11 protein-coding genes and 2 pseudogenes are annotated in these 13242 nt (G+C 73.3%); 9 read left to right on the top strand and 4 right to left on the bottom strand.

Going from position 1 to position 13242, the window contains the following annotated elements; all coding sequences use genetic code 11:
* Positions 1 to 21 precede the first annotated feature (21 nt).
* From ACIO6U_RS21085 to ACIO6U_RS21070, 4 genes and pseudogenes are all read left to right on the top strand, one after another.
* Complete coding sequence (locus tag ACIO6U_RS21085) at positions 22 to 1473, top strand: peptidoglycan-binding protein (RefSeq protein ID WP_401721183.1); 1452 nt, start codon at positions 22 to 24, stop codon at positions 1471 to 1473.
* The gene (locus ACIO6U_RS21080) at positions 1470 to 2156 is read left to right on the top strand and encodes an ABC transporter ATP-binding protein (RefSeq protein WP_355332945.1); all 687 of its coding nucleotides are present in this window, start codon (positions 1470 to 1472) and stop codon (positions 2154 to 2156) included. The genes ACIO6U_RS21085 and ACIO6U_RS21080 overlap by 4 nt, the downstream gene beginning before the upstream one ends.
* A 158-nt stretch (positions 2157 to 2314) precedes the next feature.
* Positions 2315 to 3493 (top strand): ABC transporter permease, encoded by a 1179-nt coding sequence (locus tag ACIO6U_RS21075; RefSeq protein ID WP_355332948.1) that lies wholly within the window; start codon positions 2315 to 2317, stop codon positions 3491 to 3493.
* A gap of 35 nt (positions 3494 to 3528) precedes the next feature.
* Positions 3529 to 3692: pseudogene (locus ACIO6U_RS21070) on the top strand (diadenosine tetraphosphate hydrolase); the annotation flags it as partial.
* A gap of 128 nt (positions 3693 to 3820) precedes the next feature.
* Here the strand turns inward: ACIO6U_RS21070 and ACIO6U_RS21065 are convergent.
* Positions 3821 to 4360 carry a GNAT family N-acetyltransferase gene (locus tag ACIO6U_RS21065; protein WP_401721178.1) on the bottom strand — a complete coding sequence of 180 codons (540 nt, stop codon included), beginning with the start codon at positions 4358 to 4360 and terminating at the stop codon, positions 3821 to 3823.
* A gap of 135 nt (positions 4361 to 4495) precedes the next feature.
* On the opposite strand from ACIO6U_RS21065, the gene ACIO6U_RS21060 reads away from it, so the two are divergent.
* A complete protein-coding gene (locus ACIO6U_RS21060; RefSeq protein WP_401721175.1) occupies positions 4496 to 4741 on the top strand; it encodes a hypothetical protein in 246 nt (81 codons plus the stop codon).
* 64 nt (positions 4742 to 4805) lie between these two features.
* Here ACIO6U_RS21060 and ACIO6U_RS21055 read toward each other — a convergent pair whose 3' ends face one another.
* The gene (locus tag ACIO6U_RS21055) at positions 4806 to 5585 is read right to left on the bottom strand and encodes an SDR family NAD(P)-dependent oxidoreductase (RefSeq protein ID WP_401721172.1); all 780 of its coding nucleotides are present in this window, start codon (positions 5583 to 5585) and stop codon (positions 4806 to 4808) included.
* A 64-nt stretch (positions 5586 to 5649) separates the two neighbouring features.
* Positions 5650 to 6432 (bottom strand): annotated as a pseudogene (locus tag ACIO6U_RS21050) (DUF1731 domain-containing protein); the annotation flags it as partial.
* A gap of 173 nt (positions 6433 to 6605) precedes the next feature.
* On the opposite strand from ACIO6U_RS21050, the gene ACIO6U_RS21045 reads away from it, so the two are divergent.
* The gene (locus ACIO6U_RS21045) at positions 6606 to 7046 is read left to right on the top strand and encodes a VOC family protein (protein ID WP_391046260.1); all 441 of its coding nucleotides are present in this window, start codon (positions 6606 to 6608) and stop codon (positions 7044 to 7046) included.
* Positions 7047 to 7088: 42 nt separating this feature from the next.
* On the opposite strand, the gene ACIO6U_RS21040 is transcribed toward ACIO6U_RS21045, so the two are convergent.
* Positions 7089 to 7661 carry a TetR/AcrR family transcriptional regulator gene (locus ACIO6U_RS21040; RefSeq protein WP_401721603.1) on the bottom strand — a complete coding sequence of 191 codons (573 nt, stop codon included), beginning with the start codon at positions 7659 to 7661 and terminating at the stop codon, positions 7089 to 7091.
* Positions 7662 to 7894: 233 nt separating this feature from the next.
* On the opposite strand from ACIO6U_RS21040, the gene ACIO6U_RS21035 reads away from it, so the two are divergent.
* The 3 genes from ACIO6U_RS21035 to uca are packed head-to-tail and all read left to right on the top strand — an operon-like array spanning position 7895 to position 13115.
* The gene (locus ACIO6U_RS21035) at positions 7895 to 8764 is read left to right on the top strand and encodes an urea amidolyase associated protein UAAP1 (protein WP_401721169.1); all 870 of its coding nucleotides are present in this window, start codon (positions 7895 to 7897) and stop codon (positions 8762 to 8764) included.
* The gene (locus ACIO6U_RS21030; RefSeq protein ID WP_401721166.1) at positions 8761 to 9522 is read left to right on the top strand and encodes an urea amidolyase associated protein UAAP2; all 762 of its coding nucleotides are present in this window, start codon (positions 8761 to 8763) and stop codon (positions 9520 to 9522) included. The genes ACIO6U_RS21035 and ACIO6U_RS21030 overlap by 4 nt, the downstream gene beginning before the upstream one ends.
* Positions 9519 to 13115 carry an urea carboxylase gene (gene uca / locus ACIO6U_RS21025; RefSeq protein WP_401721164.1) on the top strand — a complete coding sequence of 1199 codons (3597 nt, stop codon included), beginning with the start codon at positions 9519 to 9521 and terminating at the stop codon, positions 13113 to 13115. The genes ACIO6U_RS21030 and uca overlap by 4 nt, the downstream gene beginning before the upstream one ends.
* The last annotated feature ends 127 nt before the right edge of the window (positions 13116 to 13242 follow it).

Here is a 13242-nt window from a genome sequence, read left to right as displayed (position 1 = left end):
ATGAAACAGAGGGGCCGGGTCATGGCCGACAGCAAGAGCCCCAGACACCGGGCGGGCGGCGGCGGTGTGTCGCCCGGCGGTGATCTGCTCGGGGCCGGGGACGGGGGCGGACCGCCGGGCGACGACGGCCGCGGGGACGAGGAGTCGGCCGCGCCGTCCCGGCGGCCGGGCGGGCGGGCGCTCGTCAGCCTCGGGGTGGCGGCAGCCGTCGCGGCGGCGGCCGTGGGGGCGGTCGTCATGCACCACGACAGCAGGTCCCCCGGCCGGGGGACGGCGTCGACGCCGGTGCAGACCGTCGCCGTGGTGCGTACCGACCTGTCCAGCTCGCAGAGCCTCAGCGGGACGCTGGGCTTCGGAAAACCGGTGACGGTCAAGGGCGCGGGCACCGGCACGGTGACCCAGCTCCCCGCGCAGGGGGAGAACGTGTCCCGCGGCCGTCCGCTGCTGCGGGTGGACGACCACCCCGTCATGCTCTTCTACGGCAGCACTCCGCTGTTCCGGCCGCTGGACCGGCGGGGGCTGGTGGGCCGGGACGTGGCGATGGTCGCGGCGAACTTGAAGGCGCTCGGCTACGACATCGGCGCGCAGCCGTCCGTCGGCAGCACGATCCGGCAGGCCGACGCGCCCGCGGCGGGCAGCGGGTCCGCGACCTCCGGCACGGACGGCTCAGGACCGGGCCACGGCTCCGGCTCCGGATCGGGTGCGAGCTCGGCTCCCGGCGCCGGCTCGGGCTCCGGGCCGGCATCCGCGACCGCCGGTACGACGGCCCCGCCCGGCGACGGCCCGCCCGCGGCGCCCCCGGCGTCGCCGACGACGGTCGTCGTGCGGCGCGGGGACGGTGTGCTCACCTCGTCCCTCATGGCGGCGCTGAAGCGCTTTCAGCGGACGTTCGGCCTTCCGGCCACCGGCACCCTCAGCCCGGGTGACGTGGTGGTGCTGCCCGGCAGGGTCCGGGTCAGCGGAGTGCAGGCGGCCCTCGGGGACCCCGCCGCCGAGCCGCTGATGTCCGTCACCCTGGCCGACAAGACCGTCACCGTGCCCGCCGACCCGGACGCCGTGAGCAGCATCAAGGAGAACGACCGCGTCGTCGTCACCCTGCCGGACAGCTCCACCACGCCCGGCCACGTCGCCACGGTGAGCGCCACCGTCCAGGAGCAGGGTTCGGCGGGCGGCGGCTCGGGTGACGACTCCGGCAACGCGCCCCAGCAGAACGTCTCGGTGGCGCTGGACCGGCCGGCCGACGTACGGAACCTGGACTCCGCCCCCGTGCAGGTCGAGTTCACCGGCAAGGTCGAGAAGGGGGTGCTGGCGGTGCCGGTCGGCGCGCTGCTGGCGCTCAGCGGCGGCGGCTACGCGGTGCAGCTGAGGAGCGGCACCCTGGTCGCGGTGCGCCTCGGGATGTTCGCCAAGGGTCTCGTCGAGATCACCGGGACGGGTATCACCGCCGGCACCCGGGTGGTGACGGCCGCGTGAGCCCGGTCCTGGCCGTACGCGGCGCCAGCATGGCCTACCCCGGCGGCGTTCTCGCCCTCGACCGGGTCTCGCTGACCATCGAGGAAGGCGAACTGCTGGGCATCGTCGGTCCCTCCGGCTCCGGCAAGTCCACGCTCCTCAACATCATGGGCACCCTGGACCGTCCCACCAGCGGCGTGGTGGAGATCGCCGGGCAGGACGCGGCGCTGCTCTCCGACCGGCGCCTGTCGGCGCTGCGCGGGCGGTGGCTCGGTTTCGTCTTCCAGCAGTTCCACCTCACCGAGGGGCTCAGCGCCGCCGAGAACGTCGCCACCGGCCTGTTGTACGCGGGGGTCCCCCGGCGCAACCGGCGGCGGCTGGCACTGGAGGCCCTGGCGCGGGTCGGCCTGGCCCGGCGGACCGCGCATCTACCGCACCAGCTCTCGGGCGGCGAGAAGCAGCGCGTCGCCATCGCCAGGGCGCTGGTCAACGATCCCGCGCTGGTGCTGGCCGACGAACCGACCGGCGCGCTGGACACGGCCAACGGGACGGCGGTCCTGGACCTGCTGGGCCGGCTCAACGAGGAAGGCACGACCATCGCCGTCATCACACACGACCTGGGCATCGCCGCCCGGCTGCCTCGCCGGCTCCAAATCCTCGACGGCCGCCTGGTCGCCGACATCCGGCAGGGGGAGCCGGTATGAGCGGTCCCGACGCGGCCCGCCGACAGCCGCCCCGCCATGGTTCCGGTCCCGGCCTCGGTTCTGACTCGGATTCAGCCGCGGGTCCACCCGCTCGTACGGGGGCCGGGCCCGCTCCCCGGCGGGCCGCACGACCGCCCCTGCGCACGGCGCCGGTCCGATTGGCGCCCTTCGACCTGCTCGGGCTCGGCCTTCTCGGCATCCGCACCCGCAAGCTGCGCGCCGCGCTGTCCGCGCTGGGTATATCCATCGGCATCGCCACGCTCATCGTCGTGACCAGCATCCCGGCGTCCAGCCAGCGATCCCTCTTCAACCAGCTCACCGCGCTGGGGACCAACATGCTCCAGGTCAGCTACGACCCGAACGCGAAACCCGCCGTGGTCCTGCCGCCGGAGTCGGTGGCGATGGTCTCCCGGATCGGCCCGGTCACCATCGCCAGCGCGGTGGCCAACCTCAATCTGCCCGTCGAACGCTCCGACAAGATCCCGGCCACCTACGCCACCGGGCTGACCACACTCGCCACCCAGCTCAACCTGCTGCCCGCCGTCAACGGCAGCATGGCGTCCGGCACGTTCCTCACCGCGGCGACGGAGCGGTTCCCGGTGGCCGTCCTCGGTGCGACGGCAGCCAATCGGCTCGGCTTCCCCGAGGTCCTGACCGGCCGGACACCGCCGCTGATCTTCGTCGGGAAGACGTGGTTCAGCGTGGCGGGCATCCTCAAGCCGGTGCCGCTGCATCCGGACCTCGACACGTCGGTGCTGGTCGGCTGGGACATCGCGGCGACCGAGCTCGGTTTCCACCGCAGCCCCACCGTGATCTACGTCAAGGCCCCGGACGACGAGATCGACGCGGTGCACGCCGTCCTGCCCGCCACCGTCAACCCGCGGCTGCCGGGCGTCGTCCGGGTCAGCAACCCCTCGTCGGTGCTCGCCGCCAAGCAGGCGACCCGGACCACCTTCTCCGCGCTCTTCCTCGGCCTCGCGGCCGTCGCCCTGCTGGTCGGCGGTATAGGCGTGGCCAACACCATGTACATCTCCATCCTGGAGCGCCGCCGCGAGATCGGCCTGCGCCGGGCCCTCGGCGCCAACCGCGGCCAGATCCGCGCCCAGTTCCTCACCGAGTCGGCCGTGCTGTCCGGCATCGGTGGCGCGGCGGGCACGCTGATCGGGGTCGCGGCGAGCTTCGCCTACTGCGCTTACCAGGGCTGGCCGACGGTCATCCCGCCTGCGGCCCTCGCCGCGGGCCTGCTGGGCGCGGTCCTGATCGGCATGATCGCCGGCGCCTACCCGTCGGTACGGGCCTCCCGGCTGACGCCGACTCAGGCCCTCAGCGCCACCTGAGAAGCAGCCGCGGTCCCGCGCGGGCGTGAGCTCACTTGCATGCCCACGTCTGGCCGCGTTCGGGTGGGAGCCGGCCGATCTGGTGGGCAAGCCTGTGTGGCTGTATCCGGGCGACCGGTGGACCGACGAGGGCTTCAGGCTGGGGCCGCAGCATGACGTACTGCGGGACGGGATCGGGAGCGAACTGGATCGGTCGCGTCCGATGGGTGACGTGGTGCGTTTCCCGCAGGGGTCATGCTGCTGGTGGGCGCCGATGCGCACGGACGTGAGCGCCCGTCAACGCCGGGCGGGGCCGGCCTTTGACGTGGATTCCGGTGTCTCTCCCGGTCAGCGATGCGCGCCGACCCGTCGGGCCAGCACTTGTCCCGGCCACGTCCCGAACAGGAAAGGATCGGTGGGAACGAAGCCGTTGCGCTCGTAGAACGCGACGAGTTCGCCGCCGCCGCCCGCCCAGCAGTCGACCCGCAGCAGGTCGACGCCTGCCCGCCGGGTCTCCCGCACGGCATGGGCCAACAGCGTCGCCCCGATGCCGAGACCGGCGTGCCGTCGGTCGGAGACCAACAGCCGTACATACCGCTCGGGTTCTTCGGCCGGGGCGATCGGCATCTGGGGACTGGGCCCGGAGTCCAGCACCATGGCCCCGACCGGTGCTCCGCCCAACTCCGCTATGTGTGGGGCACCTTCGGTCATGTACCGCTCGACCCGCTCCGCACCACCGGGCTTCTTCGAATACGGTGTCGTGCCCCACTGCTCGGTATTGCCGCGATCGTTCATCCAGACCACGGCGGAGTCGAGCATGTCCAACACGGCTGGTGCGTCGGCCGGGCTGCCCGGCCTGATCCTTATCACACGCGTGTCGTCGCTCATGGCGAAAGCCTATGGGGCGGCGCCGACAGGGGGACGGTTACCGGACTCTTCCCGCGAACGTCCCGGATACCCTGGGCGGCCAATGGCTCAACTCCGCAACTCCGCCGACGCCTTGACGCGGCTTTCGCGTCGAGGATGGTGATGTTCACGGGCTGCGTCACGTGCTCGCGCATCGAGCCGGGCTCGCTGTTCACAAGCTTCTTCCGCATCGACGGGGAGCAGTGGCCCTGCCTGCATGTCCGGCGCCTGGCGCTGGCGTTCCGTGGCGACCCGGACTATTGCGAGGGGTGGCTGCCGGAACAGGCCCTTCATGTGTCCGGGAGGCTGTTCCGGCAGGAGAGCAGCGAAGAGTGGCCGCCCGTGCGGCCTCCCGGCGATTGAGCGACCGCACCCGCTCGCACCGGGGCCTACCGCGTCCTGCCGGGGCCCACCCCGTCCCGCCCCGTCAGTGAACGGAGAATCCGCCGTCGACGAAGACCGCCTGGCCGGTGACGTAGCCGGAGGCGCGGCTCGCGAGGAAGACCGCCGCGCCCGCGAAGTCCTCGGGCAGGCCGTTGCGCCCGACCATCGTGCGGGCGGCCAGGGCCGCCACCTTCTCGGGGTCGGACGACAGGCGCGTATTGAGGGGGGTCATGACGAATCCGGGCACCAGGGTGTTGCACGTGACGCCGTACGGCGACCACGCCTCGGCCTGCGAGCGGGCCAGTGACTCCAGCGCCCCCTTGGAGACGCCGTAGGCGCCGCTCTGGACGAAGGCCCGGTGCGCCTGCTGGGAGGTGATGTGGATGATCCGCCCGAAGCCGCGCTCCGCCATGCCGGGCCCGAAGCGCTGCCCCAGCAGGTAGGGCGCCTCCAGGTTGACCGCCATCGTGGTGTCCCACACGTCCTCGCCCAACTCGCCCATCGGGGGCCGCAGGTTGATCCCGGCGGAGTTGACGAGGATGTCGGGTTCGCCGAACGCCTCGACCGCCTCCTCGGCGGCCACGCGCATGCCGTCGCGCGTACTCAGGTCGGCGCTCACCCAGGCCGCCCGGCAGCCGTCGGCCGCCAGCTCGCCGACCGTCGCGGCCAGCTCCGCCTCCCGGCGCGCCACGACCACGACGCTCGCCCCCGCGTGCGCGAGGGCCCCGGCGACAGCGCGGCCGATGCCGGAACTGCCGCCGGTCACCACGGCGACCCGTCCCTCCAGCGAGAACAGTTCGGAGAGGTAGGTCTGTGACGTCATGCCCGGATCCTAAACGGCGGGCCCGCGGCGACAACGACCAGGTCAGCCGCAGGCCCGTGGCCGGTTACGCGGCATCGCCCGATTCACGGACCCGCTTCGTGGCAACGCGCCGCGGCCTGGCCCGCTCCACGAGGGACGTGGCGGCGCTCCCCCACTCGGGACAGGCGAAAGTGAACCCGGCCGCGAGCAGCCGCCACGGCACCACCCGACGGCTCTTGAGCAGCAGCTCCGTGTCCGAGCGCAGCGCGAACGCCCCCAGCTCGGCCATCCAGCGCGTCGCGGGCAGCCCCAGCGGGACGCCCCAGGCCGCGCGCAGCGCCCGCATGAAGGCGCGCTGGGGAAGGGGGCCGGGCGAGGCGAGGTTCACCGGCCCCTCGATGTCGTCGCGCGCGATCAGGAACTCCACCGCCCGCACGAAGTCCTCGTCCTGGATCCAGGAGACGTACTGCGCGCCACCGGCGACCGGACCGCCGAGCCCGAGGCGCGCCAGTCGTGACAGCACGTCGAACACACCGCCCCGGTCCGGGCTCATGACCATCGCGGAGCGCAGCGCCACCTTACGGGTCACGGGGGTCGGCGCCTCGGTCTGCGCGCGCTCCCAGTTCTCGGCGATCGCGACGCTGTACGCCCAGTAGTCCGGCACTCCGTCCTCCGAGCCGCCGATCACTCCGGTCGCCTCGTCGTGCGCCGCGTCGAAGCGGTGGGCGTAGACCGTCGCCGTACTCATCTGGAGCCAGAGGCGCGGTGGCCGCGCGGCGGCGGCGATCGCCTTTCCGACCGCCCGCGCCGAATCCACCCGGGAGTCCATCATGGCCTGCCGGTTCTCGGCGGTGTACCGGCACGAGACGCCGGTGCGCTCAGGGCGCGCGGCGGCGCGGCCCCTGCCCGAAGATGTCGAGAACGAGCGATGCCGAGGGCGAGCGATGTCGGGCACGAGAGATGTCGAGAACGAGCCACCGGCTCCGTCCCAGGGGCAGCGGCAGCCGCCACCGGCCGCGCGAGGACGAAGGAGAGACCAGCATGGCCATTCAGCGGATGGACAACGTCGGCATCGTCGTCGAGGACATGGACGCCGCCATCGCGTTCTTCGTGGACCTCGGTATGGAACTGGAGGGCAGGGCCGAGGTCAAGGGCCGCTTCGCCGACCAGTGCACCGGACTCGACGGCGTCCACTGCGACATCGCGATGGTCAGGACCCCGGACGGTCACAGCCGGCTCGAACTGGCCAAGTACCGCAGCCCCGAGGCGATCAGCGGCGGACCGCGCGACCGGCCCCACAACATCCTGGGCACCCACCGCGTCATGTTCGCCGTCGACGACATCGAGGACACCGTGGCCCGCCTGCGCCCGCACGGCGCCGAAGTCCTCGGCGAGATCGCCCGGTTCGAGGACAGCTTCCTGCTCTGCTACGTCCGGGGCCCGGAGGGCATCATCGTCGGGCTGGCCGAGCAACTGAGCTGAGCGGACAGCCCAGTTCGGCCACCTCCTCGGCGGTCCCCCGGCTCAGGGAGCGGGGATGTCCGCGATGCGCAGGGCCGCGTCGGCGGCGGCGCGGGCGAAGGCGGGGACGGGGCGGGCCGGGGTGGAGCGGTGCACGAGGATGACGCCCTCGATGAGGGCGAAGATCAGGTCGGTGCGGAGGGCCAGTTCGGGGGCGGGCAGCGCGCGCCCCGGGGCGGTGGCGGCCAGCAGGCGGGCGTAGGCGGCCTTGAGGTCGGCGCGGGCGCGGCGGAAGGCGGTGAAGCGCTCGGCGGCGACCTCGGGCAGGAGGTACAGGGCGCCGAGATTGTACGGCCCCGCGCAGAGGAGTTCGGCGTCGTAGCGGCACAGGTCCCAGAGCCGGGCCTCGGCGGGGCGGGTGTCGTCGGCGAGCAGCGCGCGGGCCAGGTCGAGGGACGGGGTGACCGTGCCTTCGAGGAGTTCGGCGAGCAGATCCTCCTTGCCGCCGACGTAGTGGTAGATCGACGCCTGCCGCATCCCGGCCCGCTCGGCGACCGCCCGCGTGGTGGTGGCGGTGTAGCCGCGCGTGGTGAAGAGTTCGGCCGCCGCCGCGAGCAGTTCCTCGCGCACGCTCATGCCGCTGTCCGGCCGCTGCTGGGCGCGCGGCCTGCCGACCCGTTTTCCGCTCGTGCTCACCCGCCGATCGTCGCACGCGGCGACACGACGACGACGGCGGGCAGTCCGGTGAGGGGCCGGTAACCGGGCGGCAACAACCGGGCAATCGCCGTGAAGCCACCGCCGCCTAATTTCTGTCGAGCGACAGAAATTCGTGTGGAGCAGGAGCCGTGAGACGACGGAGGTGCAGCCCCGTGGCGACAGGGACGACCGGTGGAAGGAAGACCGGCCAGAGCGCGGCCCGCAGGACATCCCGCAGGGCCCCGCGCCCGACCGGGACCACGTACGAGGCCAGGGAGCACGCCCGCGCCCAGGAAGGGGCCCGCGCCGCCGCGATGCCCCAAGTGCCAGCGCCCGACGGCCTGTTGTGGTCGGAGACCGTGGCGGGCGGCGGCTACACCCACAAGGTGCTGGCCCGCGGCAGCGAGCTGCGGCTCGCCGACCCGACCGGCGACGCGTGCGCGCACGTCCTGCTCTTCGTGGACGGCCGCCCCTGGGAGCGGCTGAACGCGGCCGACACCGTCAAGGTCCAGTGGAACGCGTATCTCGGCGCGGGCCGCCTCCTGCTGTCCGACCAGGGCCGCGTCCTGGCCTCCCTGGTCTCGGACACCAGCGGGCGGCACGACACGCTGTGCGGTACGTCGTCGGCTGCGCGCAACACCGCGCGGTACGGGGACGGTTCGGCGCAGGGCCGCTCCCCCGCGGGCCGCGAGCTGTTCCTGCTGGCCGCCGCCAAGAACGGGCTGGGGGCACGCGACCTCCCGCCGTCGCTCTCCTTCTTCCAGGGACTGCGCGTGGAGCCCGACGGGGCGCTGGAGTTCATCGGTTCCGCGGGGCCCGGCACGAGCGTGACCCTGCGCGCCGAGCAGCCGCTGACCGTACTGCTGGCCAATGTGCCGCACCCGCTGGACCCCCGACCGGCCTACACCTGCGGCCCGTTGGAGGTACGCGCACGGCCCGGCGCCGCCACCGCGCCCGGCGACCCGCTGTGGGACGCGACACCCGAGGGCCGCCGCGCCTTCCTCAACACCGCGGAACACCTCACCGCCAGGGGGATCGTATGAACGGCCAGAATGTGACGGACGACCGGGGCCCTACGGACGACGCGGACGGCGCGGACGGCGCGGACCGGACCGGCGGCCAGGACCGTACCGAGGGCCCGTCCCCCCTGGGCGGCGCGACCTCCGTGACCGTACCGGCGCGGGCACCCTGGTCCGCGGTGATCCCGGCGGGCGGCCACCTCACCATCACCGACCTGCACGGCAACCAGGCCGTGGACTTCCTGGTCTACGACGCCCACGACACCGCCGTCCGCTACAGCGCGCCCGACACCGTACAGGCCCAGGGCAACCTCTTCCTGACCACCGGCAGCGTGCTGCTGTCCAACGAGCACACCCCGCTGATGACCGTGGTCGCCGACACCTGCGGCCGGCACGACACGATCGGCGGCGCGTGCTCCAAGGAGTCCAACACCCTGCGGTACGGCCACCACACGTGGTCGCAGCACGCCTGCGTGGACAACTTCCTGTCCGAGGGCGCGCGTTACGGCCTCGGGAAGCGCGACCTGGTGAGCAACGTCAACTGGTACATGAACGTGCCCGTCGAGGAGGACGGCACCCTCGGCATCGTGGACGGCATCTCCGCGCCCGGCCTTGAGGTCGAACTGCGCGCCGAGACCGACGTGTTGGTCCTGGTCTCCAACTGCCCGCAGATCAACAACCCCTGCAACGGCTTCGATCCGACACCGGTCCTGATGACGGTCAGGACGCCGGGCCGGGCCGGGGACACGGTCGGCGCGCCGTCCGGAGAGGCGGTCCGATGACCGACGAGCCCGTGAAGCGCGCCCCGGCGCGCTTCGACACCCTGCTGGTCGCCAACCGCGGCGAGATCGCCGCCCGGATCATCCGCACCGCCCGCCGGATGGGGCTGCGCACGGTCGCGGTCTTCTCCGACCCCGACCGCGCCGCGCCGCACGTGCACCTGGCCGACGCCGCCGTACGGCTGGGCCCCGCACCGGCCAAGTCCAGCTATCTGGACGTGGACGCGGTGCTCGCGGCGGCCCGCGAGACCGGCGCGGGCGCCGTCCACCCCGGCTACGGATTCCTGTCGGAGGACGCGGACTTCGCGCGCCGCTGCGAAGCGGCGGGGCTCGCCTTCGTCGGTCCGACGCCGGACCAGCTCGAACTCTTCGGCGCCAAGCACACCGCGCGCGCCGCGGCGGAGGCGGCCGGGGTGCCGCTGCTGCCCGGCACCGGACTGCTGCCCGACGTGGACAGCGCGTTGACGGCCGCCGCGTCGCTCGGCTACCCGGTGATGCTCAAGGCGACCGGCGGCGGTGGCGGCATCGGCATGCGCGCCTGCCACTCCCCCGCCGAACTCACCGACGCCTGGGGCTCGGTGCAGCGTGTAGCGGCGGCCAGCTTCTCCTCGGCGGGCGTCTTCCTGGAACGGCTGGTGGAGAGCGCCCGGCACGTCGAGGTGCAGGTCTTCGGCGACGGCCACGGCCGCGTCCTGACCCTCGGCGACCGCGACTGCTCCCTCCAGCGCCGCCACCAGAAGGTCCTGGAGGAGGCCCCCGCGCCCGGCCTGCCCGACGCCCTGCGGGAGCGACTGGCGCTCAGCGCGCGGGCGTTGTGCGCCTCGGTCGACTACCGCTCGGCGGGCACCGTGGAATTCGTGTACGACGCGGCGCGCGGCCAGGCGTACTTCCTGGAGGTCAACACCCGTCTCCAGGTGGAGCATCCGGTGACCGAGGAGACGTACGGTGTCGACCTCGTGGAGTGGATGCTGCGGCTCGCGCAGGGCGACACACCGCTGAGCACCGGCGACGACACGCCGATTGACCTGTCGACAAAGCGAGTGGGACACGCCGTGGAGGCCCGGATCTACGCCGAGGACCCCACGCGCGGCCACCTGCCGAGCGCGGGACGGCTCACCGAGGTGGTCTTCCCGCCGGGGGTCCGCGTCGACGCCTGGATCGAGACCGGCACCGAGGTCACCACCTCCTACGATCCGATGCTCGCCAAGGTGATCGCGCACGGCGCCGACCGGGCGCAGGCCCTCTCCCGGCTCGCGGACGCCCTCGCCGCGACCAGGATCGACGGCATCGAGACCAATCTGGGGCTGCTGCGGGCCGCCGTCGCCGATCCGGCGCTGCACGCCGCGACGCACAGCACCGCGACCCTCGACGCGGTCACCGACCCCACCCGCCGGATCGACGTGGTCCGCGCGGGCACCCTGACCAGCGTCCAGGACTGGCCGGGCCGCACCGGCCTGTGGCACGTCGGCGTTCCGCCGTGCGGCCCGATGGACGACCTGTCCTTCCGGCTCGGCAACGAAGCGCTCGGCAACGACGAGGGCGCGCCCGGCCTCGAATGCACCCTCCAGGGACCGGCGTTGCGCTTCAGCCACCCCACCACCGTCTGCGTGACCGGCGCCCCCGCGACCGTCACGGTCGACGGACACCCGGTGCCGCGCTGGGAGCCGGTCACCGTACCGGCGGGCGCGCTGCTCGACATCGGCGCGCCGGAGGCGGCAGGGCTGCGCACATATCTGCTGGTCGCGGGCGGCCTCGACGTCCCCCGCTTCCTCGGCAGCGCGGCCACCTTCACGCTCGGCGGATTCGGCGGCCACGGCGGCCGGGCGCTGCGCGTCGGTGACGTCCTGCACGGCGGTACGACGACGGAGGCGAGCGGCCCCGTACCGGCCTCGCTGCGGCCGGAGTGGGGGACGCGGTGGCTGATCGGCGCCGTCGAGGGCCCGCACGCCGCGCCGGAGTTCTTCACCGAGGACGACATCCGCGACTTCTACGCCGCCGAGTGGAGCGTGCACTTCAACTCCGCGCGCACCGGCGTACGGCTCGTCGGCCCGAAGCCGCGCTGGGCGCGCTCCGACGGCGGCGAGGCGGGACTGCACCCGTCCAACATCCACGACACGCCGTACGCGGTCGGCGCCGTCGACTACACGGGCGACATGCCCGTACTGCTCGGTCCCGACGGCCCCTCGCTCGGCGGATTCGTGTGCCCCGCGACCGTCGTGACCGGTCAGCGCTGGAAGCTCGGGCAGCTCCGGCCGGGCGACACCGTACGATTCGTGCCGGTCAGCGAGGACGCCGCCGCCGGGCTGCGGCGCGCGCCCGCGACCCTGCCGACGCCGTCGCGGCCCGTCATCGCCGACGGGGGTGTCCTCGGGCGCGCCGAAGCGACCGCGACACGCCCGGCCGTGACGTACCGCCGCAGCGGCGACGACAATCTGCTCGTCGAATACGGGCCCATGCAGCTCGACTTGGCGCTCCGGATGCGGGTGCACGCCCTGGCGGAACACCTCGCCGCCCAACGCCTGCCCGGCGTCGTCGACCTCACACCCGGCATCCGCTCCCTCCAGATCCACGCCGACCCGGGCGCGCTGCCCACCGCCAAACTGCTCGACGCCGTGCGCGAGGCCGAGGAGCAACTGCCGCCCACCGACCGGCTCGTGGTGCCCAGCCGGACCGTGCACCTGCCGCTGTCCTGGGACGACCCCGCCACGCGTGAGGCCATCGAGCGCTACATGGCGGGCGTCCGCGACGACGCGCCGTGGTGCCCGTGGAACATCGAGTTCATCCGCCGCGTCAACGGTCTCGACTCCGTGGACGACGTGTACCGGACCGTCTTCGACGCCGAATACCTCGTGCTCGGGCTCGGCGACGTCTACCTCGGCGCGCCCGTCGCCACGCCGCTCGACCCGCGCCACCGGCTCGTCACCACCAAGTACAACCCGGCGCGCACCTGGACGGCGGAGAACTCCGTCGGCATCGGCGGGGCCTACCTCTGCATCTACGGCATGGAAGGGCCCGGCGGCTACCAGTTCGTCGGCCGTACGATCCAGGTCTGGTCCAGCCGCGCCCGCCGACAGCCGTGGCTGCTGCGCTTCTTCGACCGCATCAAGTGGTATCCCGTCTCCGCTGGCGAACTCCTCGACCTCCGGGCCGACATGGCGGCCGGGCGCCTGCCGCTGCGGGTGGAGGACGGGAGTTTCGCTCTCGCGGACCATCAGCGGTTCCTCGCCGACAACGCGGAGTCCATCGCGGCCTTCCGCGCCCGGCAGGGCGCCGCGTTCGCCGCGGAGCGCGACGCGTGGGAAGCCGCCGGTGAGTTCGCCCGCACCGACGACTCGGCCGCCGCCGTCCCGGCCCCCGCCGCCGTCACCGTGCCGCCCGGCGGCCGTACGGTCGACGCCGAATTCGCCGCCGCCGTCTGGCACATCGCCGTCCGCCCCGGCGACCGCGTCGCGGCCGGGCAGCACCTCCTGACCCTGGAGGCCATGAAGATGGAGTCCCCCGTCACCTCCCCCACCGGCGGGACCGTCGCCCAAGTCCTCGTCTCCCCCGGCGACCAAGTCACCCCCGGCACCCCCCTCCTGACCCTCTCCCCCTAGCTCACCCCCTTCCGGCTTACGCCGCCTCAATCGCCGGCGGGGCTGATTTGTGCCGCCACCGCCAATCGGCAACTCACCCCGCATGCGGCCAGGCGTGTGCGACGCGCCAGAAGCAAAATCAGCCCGT

Origin of the sequence: Streptomyces sp. NPDC087422, from assembly GCF_044744145.1 — a bacterium.
In the GTDB taxonomy this organism is placed as follows: Bacteria; Actinomycetota; Actinomycetes; order Streptomycetales; family Streptomycetaceae; genus Actinacidiphila.
This window is presented reverse-complemented; position numbering and strand designations above follow the sequence as displayed.